Annotated in this window: 14 protein-coding genes and 1 pseudogene; 9 read left to right on the plus strand and 6 right to left on the minus strand. The window is 64.6% G+C overall.

Annotated elements, in window-relative coordinates:
- Nucleotides 1–3: 3 nt before the first annotated feature.
- Both EBS_RS11160 and EBS_RS11165 read right to left on the minus strand, forming a co-directional pair.
- A complete protein-coding gene (locus tag EBS_RS11160; protein ID WP_043108743.1) occupies nt 4–3,513 on the minus strand; it encodes a cyclic nucleotide-binding domain-containing protein in 3,510 nt (1,169 codons plus the stop codon).
- 25 nt (nt 3,514–3,538) lie between these two features.
- Complete coding sequence (locus EBS_RS11165; protein ID WP_043108744.1) at nt 3,539–4,117, minus strand: chalcone isomerase family protein; 579 nt, start codon at nt 4,115–4,117, stop codon at nt 3,539–3,541.
- A gap of 214 nt (nt 4,118–4,331) precedes the next feature.
- On the opposite strand from EBS_RS11165, the gene EBS_RS11170 reads away from it, so the two are divergent.
- Nucleotides 4,332–4,727, plus strand: a complete 396-nt coding sequence (locus EBS_RS11170) for an HU family DNA-binding protein (RefSeq protein ID WP_043108745.1) — start codon at nt 4,332–4,334, stop codon at nt 4,725–4,727.
- A 54-nt stretch (nt 4,728–4,781) separates the two neighbouring features.
- Here EBS_RS11170 and EBS_RS11175 read toward each other — a convergent pair whose 3' ends face one another.
- Nucleotides 4,782–5,309 (minus strand): retropepsin-like aspartic protease family protein, encoded by a 528-nt coding sequence (locus EBS_RS11175; RefSeq protein ID WP_043108747.1) that lies wholly within the window; start codon nt 5,307–5,309, stop codon nt 4,782–4,784.
- Nucleotides 5,310–5,341: 32 nt separating this feature from the next.
- Between EBS_RS11175 and EBS_RS11180 the strand changes: the two genes are divergently transcribed.
- Nucleotides 5,342–5,980: a DsbA family protein gene (locus EBS_RS11180; RefSeq protein ID WP_043109762.1), complete on the plus strand. Its 639-nt coding sequence runs from the start codon at nt 5,342–5,344 to the stop codon at nt 5,978–5,980.
- A 298-nt stretch (nt 5,981–6,278) separates the two neighbouring features.
- Entirely contained in the window at nt 6,279–6,938 is a 660-nt protein-coding gene (locus EBS_RS11185) for an MlaC/ttg2D family ABC transporter substrate-binding protein (RefSeq protein WP_043108748.1), read from the plus strand.
- 122 nt (nt 6,939–7,060) lie between these two features.
- Here the strand turns inward: EBS_RS11185 and EBS_RS14350 are convergent, their stop codons facing one another.
- Together EBS_RS14350 and EBS_RS11195 are read right to left on the minus strand one after the other, a co-directional pair.
- The gene (locus EBS_RS14350) at nt 7,061–7,204 is read right to left on the minus strand and encodes a hypothetical protein (RefSeq protein ID WP_171816245.1); all 144 of its coding nucleotides are present in this window, start codon (nt 7,202–7,204) and stop codon (nt 7,061–7,063) included.
- Nucleotides 7,205–8,939: 1,735 nt separating this feature from the next.
- Nucleotides 8,940–9,683: pseudogene (locus EBS_RS11195) on the minus strand (AAA family ATPase); the annotation flags it as partial.
- 443 nt (nt 9,684–10,126) lie between these two features.
- On the opposite strand from EBS_RS11195, the gene EBS_RS11200 reads away from it, so the two are divergent.
- From EBS_RS11200 to EBS_RS14670, 6 genes are all read left to right on the plus strand, one after another.
- Entirely contained in the window at nt 10,127–11,407 is a 1,281-nt protein-coding gene (locus EBS_RS11200) for a CoB--CoM heterodisulfide reductase iron-sulfur subunit A family protein (RefSeq protein ID WP_043108749.1), read from the plus strand.
- Nucleotides 11,408–11,410: 3 nt separating this feature from the next.
- A complete protein-coding gene (locus tag EBS_RS11205) occupies nt 11,411–13,708 on the plus strand; it encodes a hydrogenase iron-sulfur subunit (protein ID WP_043108750.1) in 2,298 nt (765 codons plus the stop codon).
- A 20-nt stretch (nt 13,709–13,728) separates the two neighbouring features.
- Nucleotides 13,729–14,352: a 4Fe-4S dicluster domain-containing protein gene (locus EBS_RS11210; protein ID WP_081999950.1), complete on the plus strand. Its 624-nt coding sequence runs from the start codon at nt 13,729–13,731 to the stop codon at nt 14,350–14,352.
- A gap of 12 nt (nt 14,353–14,364) precedes the next feature.
- Nucleotides 14,365–15,264 carry a CoB--CoM heterodisulfide reductase iron-sulfur subunit B family protein gene (locus tag EBS_RS11215; protein WP_043108752.1) on the plus strand — a complete coding sequence of 300 codons (900 nt, stop codon included), beginning with the start codon at nt 14,365–14,367 and terminating at the stop codon, nt 15,262–15,264.
- A gap of 175 nt (nt 15,265–15,439) precedes the next feature.
- The gene (locus EBS_RS11220) at nt 15,440–16,027 is read left to right on the plus strand and encodes a substrate-binding domain-containing protein (RefSeq protein WP_231892810.1); all 588 of its coding nucleotides are present in this window, start codon (nt 15,440–15,442) and stop codon (nt 16,025–16,027) included.
- Nucleotides 16,024–16,314, plus strand: a complete 291-nt coding sequence (locus EBS_RS14670) for a type 2 periplasmic-binding domain-containing protein (RefSeq protein WP_231892811.1) — start codon at nt 16,024–16,026, stop codon at nt 16,312–16,314. The genes EBS_RS11220 and EBS_RS14670 overlap by 4 nt, the downstream gene beginning before the upstream one ends.
- 123 nt (nt 16,315–16,437) lie before the next feature.
- Here EBS_RS14670 and EBS_RS11225 read toward each other — a convergent pair whose 3' ends face one another.
- Entirely contained in the window at nt 16,438–17,379 is a 942-nt protein-coding gene (locus EBS_RS11225) for a YkgJ family cysteine cluster protein (protein ID WP_043108753.1), read from the minus strand.
- Nucleotides 17,380–17,593 lie beyond the last annotated feature (214 nt).

Consider the following 17,593-nt stretch of genomic DNA (forward strand, 5'->3'; position numbering starts at 1 on the left):
GCGCTATTTTCCGAGCAGTTCGAACAGGCCGCCGATCAGTTCTCCGCGCCCGGCGAGGAAGGAAAGCCCCTCCAGCAACGCCAGGGTGGCGCCACTGCCGATGAGGATAGAGATCAGGCGCGAGCTCCAGGTTCCGTTCCATACCGTATCGATGTCCAGCGGCACCTTGCCGCCGCGCACCCGCTCGTCGCGCAGGTCCTCGACCTTGACCTGCTCGATCTCTTCCTGGAAACGCTTGAGCTCCTGCTGCAACTGGATTCGCGCCTTCTCGGCCTCTTCGGCATGGAACACGGCCTCCTCGGTCTCCACCGTCAGGCGGTCGAGCTCACGCCGCATGCGATCGAGCTCGGTATTGGCATCTTCGAGGGCGTCTTCGAGCAACTGCCGGCTCTCTTCGGCCGAGGCCAGGTCATGCTGGCGTTCTTCCAGCGCACGCCGCACGTCGTGCAGTTCCTGGCGCATGGCCTCAAGATCGGCAACACCCGATTGTTCCGAGCAGGAATCGTCGTCCAGGCGATCGATCTGCTCCCTTGCTGCGGCCAGTTGTTCACGCAGGTGGGCGATCTCGCGCTCGGACTCCTCGCGCAACACGGCCATTTCGCTCTTCAGGGCCTCAAGCTGTTCCAGCTCACCGAATTTTGCCTGGGTGATCCGTTCCACGTAGGTTTCCATCACGCTGCGCAGTTCCCGTACTTCGTCCTCGCGCGCCGCCAGCGCTTCGGCCAGGGACTGCCTTTCCTGCTCGAGCCCGGCCGCCGCATCGCGCAGCCTCGCCAATTCATCGCGCAAACTATCCTCGCTCCCGTCCTTTTGATCAAGCGCGGCCTGCGCCTCCTCGATCTGACGCTGCAATTGTGCAATCTGCGCCTCGCGCTCTTCATCCCGTTGCAAATCCTGCTGCGACCAGGAAAGACGTTCCTGCAGCGATTCGGCCTCTTCGGCAGAGACCATCAACGCCTCGTGCAACTCCCGCAGTTCGGCTTCCAGCGCGGCAACCTGCTCCCCCTGCTCATCGGTCTCCTCGGCCAGCCGCTGTTCCATTTCCTCCAGGCGGGCACGAAGCCGCCTGATCTCGGCCGCCGAACGTTCGATCTCCTCGTCGCGGTCCGAGAGGCGCTCTCTGGCCTGTTGCAGCTCCCGTTCCAGCATCTGGGCGAGCTCCTCTGCATAGGCCGTGCGTTCCTGCAAGGCGGCGGCACGTTCGTCGGTGGCCTCTGCCGCCTCGCGCCATTGGCCGGCTTCGGCCAGTTGCTGCTGCAAGGCCTCGGTTTCCTTCGTCTTCTGCGCCAGGGCCTCTTCCAGTTCCGCAACCCGATTCCCAACCTCGGCCTGCTCTGCCGCCATACCGGCCTGCTGCGCGAGCTGCGCGCGCAGGCTATCCAGTTCGGCTTGCAGGGACTCGACGGCAGCCGCCTTCTCTTCCTCTGCCTTTTCCAGTTCGGCACGCAGGCCTTCAGCGGCCCTTTCCCGTTCGGCGAGCGCCTGCTCCAACGTCGTCACCTGTAAGCGGGCCTGTTCGAGCACCTCGGGATCGATCGCCTGTTCGCAGGCCTCTTGCAGGGCCTGCTCCAGTTCGGCGACACGCGCTTCCGCCTGTTCGGCACGCCCTTGCCAGGCCAGCGCCTCGCCACGCAGTTGCGCAACTTCCTGCTCACGGGCCAGGACGGTGTCGTTCAACGCCTCGAGCTGCGCCTGCAAGGCAGCGTGCTGTTCGCGCTCTTCGGCCAGGGCCTGTTGCAGTTCGGCGGCCGCGGCCTCACTGGCCTCGAACTTCAACTGCCACTCGCGCAGCTCGCCGGCGATACGACCCTCTGCGTCGGCGGTCTCCTGCTGGGCGAGGCGCAGCTCCTCGAGCTCTACCTGGGCCTGCTCGAGGTCCAAGCGCAGGGTGGTGATCTCCTCCTTGAGCTCGCCGGTCTCGCGCGCATGCTGTTCACGCTCGGCCTCACGCTCCGCCATCACCGCATTGAGCCGCTCGCCGATCTCTTCGAGGGCCTCGCTGGCCGACTCGGCACGCTCGCGCTCGCCCACCAATTCACGCTCGACCTTTTCCAACCGGGCCTGGAGCTTCTGATCGAGCCCCTCGATCTCGCGCATGCGCTCAGCCAGCTCGGTGCGCTCGGACTCGAGCCTTTCCAGCGTCGAGGTCAGGGCCTCCATCTCCTCGTAGGCCTTCTGGCGCTCGGCCAGTGCGGCCTGGCGCTCCTGCTCGCTGGCCTGCAGGCGTGCGCGCGCCTGATCCACCACGACCTTCACCGCCTGGAGCTGTTCCTGCTTCTGCTGCTGGGCCCCCTGCACCGTGGCCTCGGCGACCTTCAGTCGCTGCTCCAGCTCGCGTGCGCGCTGCTCGGCCTCGAGCACCCGGCGGCGCAACTCGGAGCTCTCCTGCAACTGCTCGTCGGATGAAGAACGCGGCACATCGGGAGCCGGCGGCAGGTTTTCCACGGGTTGCTCGGCACGCAGGCGATCGAGGCCACCCTCCAGTATCGAGACCTCGAAGCCCTGGTCGATCATCAGGAAGGCGGCCACCCCGGCACGACCGCCGCTGTTGCTGTAGAGCACGTAATGGCGGTCCGGCGCCAGGCTGGAGAGCTGATAACGCAAGGACTCCACGGGCACATTGATGCTGCCGGGGAAGTGGTCGGCCTCGTACTCCTCGGGAGCACGCAGGTCCACCCAGACCGCGCCCTGGTCGACCTTGCGTACCGCCTCGTCGAAATCGATGCGGGTGGACAGCGGGGTGCGGATCAGTTCGATGAACTGCTGCTTGGCCAGGCGCAGCACCTGACCGTTACTGAGCATGCTGACCGTGGAGTTGCGCGGCCGATCGGAGAGAAGCGCTTCTTCGCCAAAGGCATCGCCCGGCCCCAGCCGCGCCAGTTCTACCGACTCGCCCCCCTCCTGCTCACGGCGCACCACGGCCTGGCCCTGGATGAGCATGTAGAAGTAATCGCCCGGGTCCCCCTGGCGGATGATGTCCTGCCCCTTGGACACCTCCACCTGCTCGACACTCATCATCACGCGCTGGATGTTGGATGCCGGCAGCTGCTGCAACACCCGGCAGCGCAGGAGCAGGCTCATCCAGTCGTCGGCGTCGCCCTCCTCGAGTTCATCGACCTGATAATCGACGCTGTGGGTGCGTGCCAGCAGTTCGCTGATGCGGCGGCTGTCGAGACGGGCCACGCGAATCCGCCCGGCGGCCCGGGCCGTCATCTTGCGCGGCAGCACGTGGGCCACCGGGAAGCGGGCATGTTCGGACCCGGCCTCGAGCATGTCGGCGACCTTCTCGCCGGTGAGCAGGGCCACCTTGCCCTCGAGCAGGTAGAAACTGACGTGATCGGTGTCTCCCTGCCGGAACAGCAGCTCCCCCTTGCCCAGTTCTTCCACCACCAGGTCGTCGAGCAGCTCGTTGAAGATCTCGTCCGGCAGGGTGTGCAGGGGCACGACGTTGCGCAGGATGGCGATATCGCGGTTGGTGTACTTGCCGGGCTTCAGGGGATTCACGGATGCCATCAGGCAACAGCTCCAGAGTTCGGGTTCATCCGGGATTATCGGCCGCGAGCAACGCCTTCTTGAGGGAGCCGGTCACAGGTTCCGGCCCCAGCCAGATCGCCAGCAGGGCCGCATTGAAATCGTCGCCGGGAACCAGCCCCTGTACCTCGCCGTTGATGCTCACCCGGGTGCCCTCGCCGGGCAGATGTTCCAGCCAGACCTCGTCACCCTCGCGCAGCGTCCTGAACATCGCCTTGAACTGTTCGATTCTCGGCACCAGTGCCTGATAGCGCGCCGTATCCAGGTTGGCGCGAAAGCCATCTTCCCAGGCAGCGTTCAACTTGTCGCGGGAGACCTCGTCGTAGACGAAGTGCATGACCACCCGGTTGGGCGGCGGATCGGCCAGCAAGACCTCGGCACGCGATTCCGGTGCGGGAAGGTACAGGCCGGCCACGTAGATCTTGAAAATGAACTTGTAACGGATGCCCGCACCGTTCAGGCGCAAGGGCTGGACAATGCCGTCCACGCGCACTTCGGCCGGCAGCGTGACGCCGGCCAGTTCGACCGCCGCAACCGGCACGGTGGCGCCGGACAGCAGCATGGCCGCCAGCAGGATCCAGCGCATCGTTCCTCCTCCTCGAAAATAACGGTGCACAAACATCAGCCACCTCTGCCCTCTAATGTACTAGTTCATTTGTTGGGCAAGCGCGACACGTTACCCCGTAATCAAGGGGATTTTTGCGAACCTCTCAACAAAAAAGCCGCCCGGCATTGTTCAGCACCATTTTTTTCTGTGCTATGTTTCGAACGCTTTTCCACCAAACAGCAGGAGTCGAAACATGGCAGTCAAGAAAAAGGCCGCTAAGAAAAAGGCGGTCAAGAAGGCAGCTGCAGCTGCACCCGCGAAGAAGATCAAGGCCATCACCAAGAAGATGACCAAGACCCAGATCGTCACCCATATCGCCGAGTCCACCGGCCTGTCGAAGAAACAGGTGGCCGAGGTATTCTCCGAACTGGGCGACCTGATCACCGCGCACATGAAGCGCCGCGGCTCCGGCGAGTTCACCATCCCCGACACCGGCGTCAAGATCCGCCGCGTGAAAAAGCCTGCGCGCAAGGCCCGCATGGGCCGCAACCCGGCCACTGGCGAGCCGATGAAGATCCCGGCCAAGCCGGCATCCACCACGGTGCGGGTCACCGCGCTGAAGGCGCTCAAGGAAACGATCAACAGCTGATCGTCTTCTTCATGACGCACCAGGGAACGCCGCCCCGCGCGGCGTTCTTTCGTTTTACGGCTGGCGCAACAACAGTCGGCCGTCTCGCTGCACCAGTTCCACGTGCTTGAGAAAACTCATCCCCAGCAGCACATCGGCCTCTGCAGCCATCGAGGGCATCACCACCGCGCTCACGTCATGCAGTTCGATCGCCCCGAGGCGCACCGAGGCGAGTCGGGTGCGCCATACCGGGACCACACCGTTGGCGGTCTGACTGTACCCCCCCGGCCGCAGGCGTAATCCCCAGCGCCGCGCCAGCGCCTCGGGAATGGCCACCGTGGTGGCCCCGGTATCGAGCAGAAAGGTCGCGGGATGACCATCGATGAACCCGTCGGCCACGTAATGCCCTTGCGCATTGCGCAACAGCACCACCTCGCGCACCCCGCCGATGCCCGGCTCGGTGGACAGATCGCGGTTGGGGTTGTCGCGCCGATCGAGCTGCTGCTGGTACAGCCAGGCACCGAACAGCAGGGCCGCCGCCCAGGCGAGCAGCACCATGCCCCGCGCCAGCCTGTCGTTGTCATTTCCCGACTTCTGATCCATGCTGAGCCTGTTGTCCCATTGTGCTTGCCATCATGTCCGACCATCCCGTGCTCGTCCATGTCCACGACCCCATGTGCAGCTGGTGCTGGGGCTTTCGTCCCGCCTTCGAACGCCTGCTCACCCTGTTGCCACCGTCGATCCAACTGCGCCAGCTGCTCGGCGGCCTGGCCCCCGACAGCGACGAGCCCATGCCCGAGGCCATGCGCCGCTATCTTCAGGACACCTGGCGACGCATCCAGCAGCGCATCCCTGGCACCGAATTCAATTTCGACTTCTGGAAACGCTGCCAGCCCCGTCGCAGCACCTGGCCGGCCTGCCGCGCGGTGATCGCCGCGCGCAACCTGGACCCAGCGGCCGAAGCGCCCATGATCCAGGCTATCCAGAATGCCTACTACCGCGAAGCACGCAATCCTTCGGACGACGACACCCTGATCGCACTGGCCAGCGAGATCGGCCTGCCCCGCGAGCGCTTCGTCACACAGCTCAACGCAACGGCCACGCAACAGGCACTGGAAGCCGAGATTGCCGAGGCCCGGCAACTGGGCGCGGACAGCTTTCCGACGCTGATCCTGCAACTGCCCGATGGCGGGCGCTGGCGCATCCCCGTCGACTACACCGCCCCCGGGGCCATGCACGCCTTGATCGTCGAACTGGTCGCCGACCGATACTAGGACAACCCCAATCAAAGCTGCGGGCGGACTTCTGAGCGTGGCTTTGATTGGGGTTGTCTCAGGAAAGCCTGATCAAGTCGAGGGGCCGTCACCCCGGCCAGGCACGCGCCGCGTGCGTGAGCCGGGATCCATGTTGTCCAGCAATCGGTTGTGATTCGTGGATCCCGGATAAATGCTTCGGATTTTCCGGGATGACGACGTGATCAGAGGCTGTCTAGGTAAGCCTATCAGCGACTACTGTTGGTGTTCGGCGCCTCACCTGAGGCATGATGCAAACGACCAACACGAGGACCCCATCATGCGTAGCTTCCTGTGTCTCCTGGCCCTGCTGTGTGCCGGCACTGCCAGCGCCCTGTCACCGCCGACCACCCCGCCAGCCACATCGGCCGCCACCACACCTGCTCCGGCCGCCAGGCCGCTCAATCCCGCGCAGCGCCTGCGTCTCGGCGTACAGAGCCTGATGGCCTTCATGAACCGGGAACCGCGCCCGGCCCCCTCGGCTATCGCCCGCTTTCTGGATACCGAGATCGCGCCGCTGTTCGACTTCGACGCCATGGCCCGTGCCGCAGCTGGACGCGTCTACCTGGCGCTCACCCCGAAACAACGTACCGCCATGGCCGAGGAGATCAAGCGCCTGTTCCTCACCCGTCTCACCCAGGGCCTGACCCTGTACCGGGGACAGCAGGTCCGCTTCCTGCCAGCGCGCTTCTCTCCGGACGGCAGCGAAGCGGTGATCGGCATGGCCATTCTCAACCCCGACCGCTACCCGGCGCGCATCGACTTCCGCCTGGCACGTGAACCGGGCAAGGGTTGGCGCATCATCGACATCGCCGCCAACGGCAGCAGCGCAGTCGTGTATTACCGACAGATGCTGGCGCGCGAGATGGCGCGGCGCACCTGGGCGAGACGCCCTCCCGCGGCCCCGCCCGGTTTCCATCGAGGATCGCCCCCGTATTGAAGCGGCCGGGCATTCGCGGCGAGGACGCTGCCCCTGCTCTGCAGGAGGCCCGTCCCCGGGCCGAACCGTTCGCGGCGGGGACGCCGCCCTCACAGGCTCCACCGTGAAGCGTCGGCAGCGGCTCAGCTGGTGATGCGCCGGTAGATGTCGGACACCTTCAGCGGCAGCTGGGCGATGTCGTCGAGCACCGTGTAGTTGGCCGCGCCGTACATGTGCGGCAAGTAGTCGGGCCCTTCACGGTCGATGGTGATGCAGTAGGCGTGCACGCCCTCGCGGCGCGCCTCGAACAAGGCCTGGCGGGTTGTCCTCGATACCGTATTCGCCGCGGTATTCCAGATCGTAGTCGTCGGGCTTGCCGTCCGAGAGGGTCACCAGCAGCTTGGCCCGGGCATCGACCTCGCCCAGCTTGCGCACCAGGTGACGGATGGGCGCCCCCATGCGCGTGTAGTCCTTGGGCTGGATGTTGCACACCCGGCCGATCACGGTGTCGTTCCAGGGTTCGTCGAAGTCCTTGATGCGGTAGGCGTCGCAACGCTTGCGCGTCCACCCCGAAAAGCCATAGATGGCATAGCGGTCGCCCAGGATCTCCAGCGATTCGGCGAGCAGGATCAGGGCCTCGCGCTCCGCCTCGTTGATCCAGCCGCGGGTCGAGCCCGACATGTCCACCATGAACATCACCGCGATGTTGCGCTCCTCGCGGTGCTGCCGGGTGAACACCCGGTCGGACATCTCCAGGCCCTGGTGGATGTCACCCCAGGCCTCGACCAGGGCGTCGATGTCGATATCGTCTCCATGGCGCTGGCGCTTGAGCAGCTTGTCCTCGCCGCGCAGGATCTCGAAGGTACGGCGCAACGAGCGCACATGCCCCGCGTATTTCTCCAGCGTGGCATGGTAGAAGCCGGTGTCGGCCGGTTCGACCTCGATCTCGCGCAACACGCACCAGTCCTTCTTGTAGGCCTGCCGCGCGTGGTCCCACTCGTTGTAGAAGAAGGCGCCTTCCTCGTGATAGGTACCGGACCAGACATCCAGGCCGTCATTCTCCTCTTCCTTGAACAGATCGGGATCGTATTCGCCGTCACCGGCGGGGGTGAGGTATTCGGGCGGGATTTCGCCGAGATCCAGCATCACCGAGGTGAGGCGTTCGCGCACCGCCTCGGGCACCGGCACCGGGGCGTCCTGCAGGGCAATCTCGAAGGGCAGCAGCTCGTCCTCGCTGGCCTCTTCCCGCTCCTTCAGCTCGAAGGTGGGCAACGCCTCGCGCGGGGTCTCGGGCTCACCGAGGATCTCGTCGGCGACCACGCGCAGCATCTGTCGCAGCCAGTCGCGGTCGCGTGCCAGGCGCTCCATCCGCGCCGCCCAGGCGGCCTCGGGGCGCAATTGCCCCTGGTAACAGAGCGGCGCGGGCAGCGGGCCGTCGTAGAGTCGTTCCATCCAGGCCAGGCTGTCTTCCACGCCGGCGCCCGGCACGCCGAGCGCCTGTTCTGCCTCGCGCCACTCGGCGGGCAGGGGCGCATCGCCCAGGGTCTCGGACAGGCGGCGCATGGTGCGATAAAGCCCCGGCAGCTCGCGCGCGATGAAGGCGTTCAGCCGCAGGACCTCGAGACGGTGGAACAGGGCCTGAGCGCGCGCCGGGTCGGGCAGGGCCGCGAAACGGGGCGCCAGCTCGGTGTTCAGCGTGCCGCAACGGGTCTGCGCCCAGAGCTGGGCGACGTGCGCCTTGTAGAGCTGGAAGTTGTCCTCGGGGTTGTCGAAATGGGCCATGATCTCGGGCAGGTAAAGCACCTCGCCATCGGTCCAGGCCGCCTCGTCGCGCTCGATCTTGAGCTGCCGGCCGTCCAGCCCCTGTACGAAGTGGCCCAGCACACCCACCGAGGACTCGAACAGGGCGCCGGCCGCACGCTGATGACCCAGGGCGAGAAAGCCGTCGAGATCGCGGATCACCGACATGGCCGCGTGCAGGCCGCTGCGGTCGTAGCTGTCCATGGCGTGCAGGCACCAGCTGGCGATCAGCTTGGCCGCGTGCACCAGCAGGCGGGTGGAGGCGCCTTCGTCGAGCCCCTGGCCTTTCAGGTTGCGGGTCATGTGCGCAAACTTCACCAGCCGCTCGGCGAGCTCCCGATCCACCCCCGATTCGCGCTGGACGATACGCGCCTCCAGCTCGGCCAAGGGATAATCGAACTCCAGCGCCACGAAACGCTGGCGGGTGGACTGCTTGAGCTCCTTGAGCACCGACTGATAGCCGGGGTTGTAGGACATGGCCAGGCAGAACTCGGGCGGTGCCTGCAACAGCTCGCCCAGCTTCTCCATCGGCAGCTCACGGCGGTCGTCGGCCAGCGGGTGGATCACCACGGTGGTATCCTTGCGCGCCTCCACCACCTCGTCGAGATAGCAGATGGCCCCGGCGCGCACCGCTGCGGCCAGCGGGCCGTCCACCCAAACCGTCTCGCCACCGCGCACCAGGAAACGGCCGACCAGGTCGGAGGCGGTCAGGTCGTCGTGACAGGACACGGTGATCAGCGGCCGCTCGAGCCGCCAGGCCATATGCTCCATGAAGCGGGTCTTGCCGCAGCCGGTCGGCCCCTTGAGCAACACCGGCAGGCCGTGCCGCCAGGCCGCCTCGAACACCGCGATCTCCTCGCCGACCGGCTCGTAGTAGGGTTCTTCGGTGATGTAGTGCTCTTCGGGCCGCAATACCCGCACCTGCTCGCTCACGCGCCGCTCCTCCTCTGGATTGACCGTCGCCATCATCGACCGCTGTCGACCGCGCCGCAACCCGGCAGGCGGTGCTGGAAATGGGAGGTGTGCCGAGAGATGGATTCGCTCGGGGTGGCGGGCATCTGCAATCAAGAACGCGCATCAGAAGCGTTCCGGACGCCAGTCGACCCATTTGGGACCCGCCATTGTGGACTCGGAGTAATAAAGCCGAATTTTCTACTCTGACTCCAGAAGCCGCCCCGAATCCCGCCGGGCGGCCCGGTGCCTGAAACTGCTTCCCGGCAAACATACGCCACATCTATTAGCACATCGGAAAATTCGATTGTTTCACGCATGGTCGCGAGCCGCCGGGGAGAGTATCTTTAGCGATCCCTGAAAGACCGTAGGGAAACGTGCCGTGCGCCGTGTCCCGCCGGATCTGGCCGGCTGCCCGCCGGACCGAGTTTCTGAGTATCCGCGACGGAGGAATATCCATGACGGAAGTCGTAGCCACCAACGAGACCATTCTCGTCGTCGGTGGCGGCATCAGCGGCATGACGGCCGCGCTCGAAGCCGCCGAGACCGGGAAACGGGTCGTACTGGTCGAGAAGCGCCCCTTCCTGGGCGGCCGGGTCAGCCAGCTGTACAAGTATTTCCCCAAGCTGTGTCATCCGACCTGCGGCCAGGAGATCAACCAGCGGCGCATCAAGATGAACCCCAACATCACGGTGCTGACCATGGCCGAGGTGACCGGACTCGAGGGCGAGCCGGGCGCCTATACCGCCACGGTGAAGCTGACGCCGCGCTATGTGAACGACAACTGCACCGCCTGCGGCGAATGCGCCAAGGCGGTGGAGGCCGAGTTCGACAACGAGTTCGACTACGGCATGAGCAAGCGCAAGGGCGCCTATCTTCCGCACGTCATGGCGCACCCCATGCAGTACGTACTCGACCCGCGCATCATCGGCACCGATGACGCCCAGAAGGCAAAGGATGCCTGCAAGTACGACGCCATCGACCTGGACATGGAAGAGCGCGAGATCCAGTTCCCCTGCGGCGCGGTGATCTGGGCCACCGGCTGGAAGCCCTACGACGCGGCGAAGATCCAGCCCTACGGCTACGACCGCTTCGAGAACGTGATCACCAACGTCGAGTTCGAACGCATGGCCGACCCCAAGGGGCCGACCGGCGGCAAGATCATCCGCCCCTCCGACGGCAAGGAGGCGAAGAACATCGCCTTCATCCAGTGCGCGGGCTCGCGTGACCGCAATCACCTGTTCCACTGCTCGCGCATCTGCTGCATGGCCTCGCTGAAGCAGACCCACTACGTGGTAGATGCCTACGAGGACGCACAGGTCACCATCTACTACATCGACATCCGCGCCATCGACCGCTTCGAGGACTTCTATCAGAACGTCCGCGCGATGGACAACGTGATCTTCGTGAAGTCCAAGGTGGCCAACATCATCACCGACAAGGACGGCAATCCGATCTGCCGCGGGGTGGACACCGAGGGCTATCACCGTTACGAGAACACCCACGACCTGGTGGTGCTGGCCACGGGCATGGAGCCGTCGGTGAGCAAGTCCGACTTCCCCGTGGACATCGTGATCAACCGGGAGAGCTTCATCGAGCCGGATCCGGCCAACGGCGGTGTGTTCGCCGCCGGTTCGGCTTCCGACGCACTCGATGTAAACCGCGCAGTTCAGCACGCGACCGGCGCCGCACTGAAGGCCATTCAGGTGGTGAACCGGGTTGCAGGAGCGGAGGGTTAATCCATGTCAGACGAAAAGAAATTTGCCGCCTTCATCTGCACCGGCTGTGGCATCGGCGACCGCCTGGATGTCAAGCAGCTCGAGATGACCGCCACCCGTGACGGCAAGATGCAGTCGTGCCAGACGCACGAGATGCTCTGCAGCAAGGAAGGCGTGGCGATGATCCAGAACGCCATCGACAACGACGGCGCCAACCACATCATGATCGCGGCCTGCTCGCGTCGCGCCAAGGTCGAGGCCTTCCACTTCCCGACCGTGGCCATGAGCCGCGCCAACCTGCGCGAGGGCGTCATCTGGGCCCGCCCCGAGGGCGACGAACACCAGGAGACCACCCAGGAGATGGCCGACGACTACATCCGCATGGCCTGTGCCGAGGTGCGCTTCATGGAGGTCCCGGAACCCTCCGGCGAGCAGGGCTGCGTGGAGGACCTCCTGATCGTCGGCGGCGGCGTGAGCGGCATGACCGCCGCGCTGGAGGCGGCTGCGGCCGGCTTCCACTGCCACATCGTCGAGAAGGAAGGTCAGCTCGGCGGCTGGGCCGCCAGGTGGCACAAGCGCATCCCCTTCCGCGCCGCGCCCGAGGGCACGCCCAACACCCTGACCGCGCACCTGCCGGAGCCGGTGGACAACGACGTAGCCGACCTGATCGCCCAGGTCGAGGCCAACGACAAGATCACCGTACACCTCAACGCACGGGTGACCCGCACCTCGGGTGCGCCGGGCCGCTTCTCGGCAGACATCACCACCGAGTCCGGACAGACGGTCACCGAGAACTACGGCGCCATCATCCAGGCCTCGGGCTGGAAGCCGTTCGACATCGACAGCCTGCCCGAGTACGGCCACCAACACCCGGACGTGGTCACCAACGTCGAGCTGGAGCAGATGGCTCGCGAGGCCGGCGACGGCCCAATCAAGCGTCCGTCCGACGGCAAGGAGGTCAAATCGGTGGCCTTCGTGCAGAACTCCGGCCAGGCCTCCGACAAGGAAGGCCACCTGCCCTATCACTCGGGCATCGGTGACCTGGTGTCGATCAAGCAGGCCCTGTACTTCAAGGCACAGAACGGCGAGGACTGCGACACCACCATCCTGTACAACAACCTGCGCACCCCCGGTGCGGCCGGCGAGGACTTCTACCGTTCCGGCCAGCAGAAGATGGTGATCTTCACCAAGGGTGAAGTGAACGAGGTCACCAGCGGCGGCAACGGCGCCACCGTCAAGTTCAAGGACAGGATCCTCGACGAGGACGTGGAACTGGCCGTGGACCTGGTGGTACTGGACATCGGCATGGTGCCCAACTCCGGCCCCGATCCCTATGCGGCCAACGAGTCGCTCGAGGGCATGTCCGACGAGGACCAGCAAGCAGCCAAGGAAGAAATGGCCTCGGAGACCGCGGTCACCGTGGAATCCATCCTCAACCTGGACTACCGCCAGGGCACCGACCTGCCGCAGCTGAAGTGGGGCTTCACCGATTCGCACTTCATCTGCTTCCCCTACGAAACCCGCCGCACCGGCATCTACGCCTGCGGCCCGGTGCGCCGTCCCATGGACATCAAGCAGGCGCAGGATGACGCCACCGGCGCGGCCATGAAGGCCATCCAGGCGGCAGTCCATGCCGCCAGCGGCGAAGCGGTGCACCCGCGCGTCGGCGACCTCTCCTACCCGCGCTTCCGCAAGGAAGGCTGCACCCAGTGCAAGCGCTGCACCGTGGAATGCCCCTTCGGCGCCATCAACGAGGACGAGGAGCGTTACCCGCAGTTCAACGAGTCGCGCTGCCGCCGTTGCGGCACCTGCATGGGTGCCTGCCCGGTGCGCGTGATCTCGTTCGCCAACTACTCCATCGACACCGTCGGCCAGCAGCTAAAGAACGTCGACATCCCCGACGAATTCGAGGAGAAGCCGCGGATCCTGGTGCTGGCCTGCGAGAACGACGCCTACCCGGCACTCGACCAGGCGGCCATGAGCGGCCAGGAGATCAGCCCCTGGGCGCGCGTGATCCCCGTGCGCTGCCTGGGTTCGGTCTCGCTGTCCTGGATCACCGACTCCATGAACAGTGGCTATGACGGCGTCATCATGATGGGCTGCAAGCGCGGCGACGACTACCAGTGTCACTTCGTGCGCGGCTCGACCATGGCGGCAGAGCGCATGCGCAAGGTCGGCGACACCCTGCAGACCCTCAACCTCGAGCCCGACCGTGTCGCAGTGCACGAGGTGGCCATCACCGACATCGAGCGCGCACCGCGCCTGATCAAGGAGATGGAAGAGGTGATCGAGCGGGTGGGCCTGAGCCCGTTCAAGTTCTGACCTTGAGGGAGACGTAACCGATGAGCGATATGAACACAGCAATGGTCGAGAAGTATCGCAACGACTTCCTCAAGGAAGTCGAGGCTAACGTGGAAGAAGGCCACTGGGTGAAGATGTGCATGCAATGTGGCGTGTGCTCGGGCTCCTGCCCGCTCGGCCCCCACTGGGCACACCCGCCGCAGGAAATCTTCATGATGATCCGCGCCGGCAAGCGCGACGAGGTCCTCAGCTCCGATTCGATGTGGATGTGCACCTCCTGCTACAACTGCGTCGTGCGCTGCCCGCGCGAGCTGCCCATCACCCACATCATGCACGGCCTGGCCACCTATGCGAAGCGCCTGGGTCTGGCCCCCAAGAACCAGCCGACCTCGCAGTTCTCGGAGATCTTCTGGAACAACATGATGAAGCGCGGCCGGGTCAACGAGCTCAAGCTCGGCCTGTCCCTGTATTTCAAGGACGGCTTCAGCCAGGGCATCAAGAACGCCCTGGCCAACCAGAAGCTCGGCATGAACATGATGAAGGCCAAGCGCATGAGCCCGGCCGAGTTCTTCGGCGGCCATGGTGTCAAGGACATCTCCGGCCTGCAGAAGATGATCAAGAAGGCCGAAGAGATCGAATTGGCAAAGCTCAACGCCAACAAGTAATGGAGCATCAGCATGGCTAAGTACGAATATTCCTATTACCCCGGCTGCTCCTCGCAGGACGGCGCGTCTTCGTCGAACCTGAAGCGCTCCATCGACACCATGTGCGAAGAGCTGGATGTCAAACTCAACGAAATCCCGGACTGGAACTGCTGCTCGGCCTCCATCGGCTACGGCAGCGGCGGCGTACTGCCGCGCATGGCCCTGTCGGCACGCAACATCGCCCTGTCCGAGGAACACAACCCTGGCCAGGACATCGTCGCCACCTGCGCCGCCTGCTGGCTGGCCACCAAGGAGGCATCGGAACGCTTCAAGGACGACGAGAACTTCTTCCAGGAGGCCAACACGGTGCTCGCCGAGGCCAACCTGAAGATGACCAACCAGACCCCGATCCGCCACATGTGCGAGGTGCTGATCGAGGACATCGGCTACGACAAGCTGGCCGAGGGCGTGAAGAAGCCGCTCGAGGGCGTGAAGATCGCGGGTTACGTCGGCTGCCAGACCAACCGTCCCTTCGGCATCGACGGCGAGTCCTTCGAAAACCCCATGTACCTGGACAAGATGGTCGAGTCGCTGGGCGGGGACGCCATCACCACCTACGAGAAGAAGGTGCAGTGTTGCGGCGGCGCCCTGGCCTTCTCCGAGCCGGAGAAATCGCAGGAGATGATCAAGGGCATCATCGAGGCCGCCTACGACAACGGCGCCGACATGATCGTCACCCCCTGCCCACTGTGCCAGGCCAACGTGGAGATCTACCAGGACCAGATCAACGAGCGTTTCGGCACCAAGTTCGAGATGCCGGTGGTCTATTACAGCCAGCTGATCAGCGTGGCCTACGGCCGCTCGGCCGAGGACGCCGCCCTCGACGGACAGATCATCAAGGCCAAAAAGCTCGAGGACATTGCCGGCAAGTAAGGCAAGCGCCCTCCGGCACACGACAAGCCCGCTTCGGCGGGCTTTTTCGTGTCCTTACAGCGGAAGGCAAGGAATAAACCTCCGCCATATTGCATCTACTCAAAGGTTCGCGGGAAAATCCCAGGGCCAAACGACCATCGAGAGTCGGGCCTGCCCACACCATGAGGATGAGAGAATGCGGCATTACATCACGATCTTGCTGTGTCTGCTGCTGGCCACAGCCGCCACGGCAGAGACAGTCACACTTGACTGGGCCGGCTGCGGCATCACCAAGAAGGCCTTCATGGCCGAACTCGCCCGCGCCTGGGAGCGCAAGACCGGCATCCACATCGATCTCGAGGGCGGTGGTGCCGCCAAGGGCATCCGCCGAGTAGCCAACCGCAGCGTTGCCATCGGCGGTAGTTGCCGTCCGCGGATCCCTGGTGCCCGCGAAGAGATGCGCGCCCGCTTCAACCCGGTGGCCTGGGACGCCCTGAGCGTCATCGTTCATCCCGACAACCCGGTGTCCAACATCACTCTGGAGCAGTTGCGTGCCGTCTACGAGGGACGCATCACCAACTGGAAGGATCTCGGCGGGCCGGACCGTCCGATCGACCTGCTGATCCGGCGGGGCAAGTTCTCCGGCGTGGGCCGAACACTGCGACAACTGGTGTTCAACGACTACGACAAGGAGTTCGTGTCCGAGCACGTCTACAAGTCGTCAGGGCCGCTGGAAAAGGCAGTGGAACAGAGAACCCCAACGCCATCGCCGTCACCGGCGTGAGCAGCGCACACAAGCGCCAGGTAAAGCTGCTGAAGCTCAATGGCAAGGCACCCACCTACGACAACATCCGCAGCGGCGAGTACCTGCTCTATCGGCCGCTATACATCACCTCCAACCCCGCGCACCCGCAATACCGTGAGGTAAAACGCTTCATCGCCTTTGCCCACAGCCGCGAAGGACGCGAGATCATTCGCCGCGCCGGTGCCGTGCCCTACCTGGATGCCGTGAACCTGATCCGCAAGCAACGCCAACAGTGGGAGGATGCACGCAACCTGGCTACACGGTAGCCGGGACCAGGTCAGAGGGGGAAAACACAAAGCACACAAAGGACTCGAAGGTGATCGAGGATCATACTTCGTGCTCTTTGTGGGCTTTGTGGTAAACCAACCCCTCTGCCTTCGCGCCGGGGGTCAGTCGCGGTCGCCGCAGCTGTCGGTGTTGCACTCCTCGCCCAGGGTCTCCTCACGCATGGCCTTTTCCATCTCGGCATTGCGCCGCGCGATCTCGGCCTCGGCGCGAGCCTGCCAGACCGGCTTGCGCTCCTGCACCCGGCGATCCCAGGCGTCCTTCTGCTCGGGGATGGTCATCTCGGCGAACAGCACCTGGCGCATGAAGCGGTAGCCGAACTTGATCAGCGCCTCGTCGTTCTGTGCCAGCTCGTCGTAGGTCTGCTGCGGCAGGTCGTAGGTGCGCTTGAAGTTGTCGCTGAGCACGAACTTGCGGAACATGTCGAAGTTGAAAGAGGCCATGAAGAACAATTGCAGGCTCATCTCGTTGGGCTTGCCCACACCGGGGCCGCCCGAACGCTTCTTCAGGATCAGTTCGTACCACTCGCGGTTGAAATCGTCGTATTCCTCGACGCCCTGCTCCTTGCGGTATTCGGCCACGGTCAGTTCGCGATCTTCCTCATGGCCCTTGCAGTGCTCCTCGACCACCAGCGAATACTGCTGTTCGGCCACGCTGGAATCCTTGCGGCGCATGGCGAGCAGGCCGACCGGGTAGTAGCGGCAGACCGTGGGCCGGTCCTCGTACACGGTGCAGCCGTTTTCCGGATCGAGAAACAGGCAGGCGCCCTCGTCGTCGGTGCGCAGCTTGATCCCCGGCACCCCGTCTCGCTCGAGCTGGAAAGGCACCGTGTGGTTCTTGAGGAACTGCTCGGAGTTCATGCCCAGACGGCGCTGCAGGCGCAGCACGTCATAGGGCGCGAGCGTGATGTCGGCCGCGCGGCAGCAGTCGTTGAAGCAGGAGATGCCCTTGTGACAACAAAAGCGGATGGTGCTCTCGGCGGTCAGCAGGGTCGGCAGGGTCGCGCTGGCCAGTTCCTCGGGGATATCGAATTTCTCGTCACTCATCGACCTTACCTCTCGTGCAGTACGGCGCTGCCGCGCCGGAAGAAGATGCAGCCTGACACGGCACCGAGCCGCGATCAGACCGCGAATTATAGGGTTTTGCGCCGGGATTGGCGCGGCGGTTCCCGAAAGGACCCGGCAGGGACCCTTTCGGGAACCGCCCGGAAAGCAAAAAGTCCGGGTGCCAAAGCACCCGGACTCCTGAGCCTTCAGGCTC

Source organism: endosymbiont of unidentified scaly snail isolate Monju, from assembly GCF_000801295.1.
Taxonomy (GTDB): Bacteria; Pseudomonadota; Gammaproteobacteria; order Chromatiales; family Chromatiaceae; genus MONJU.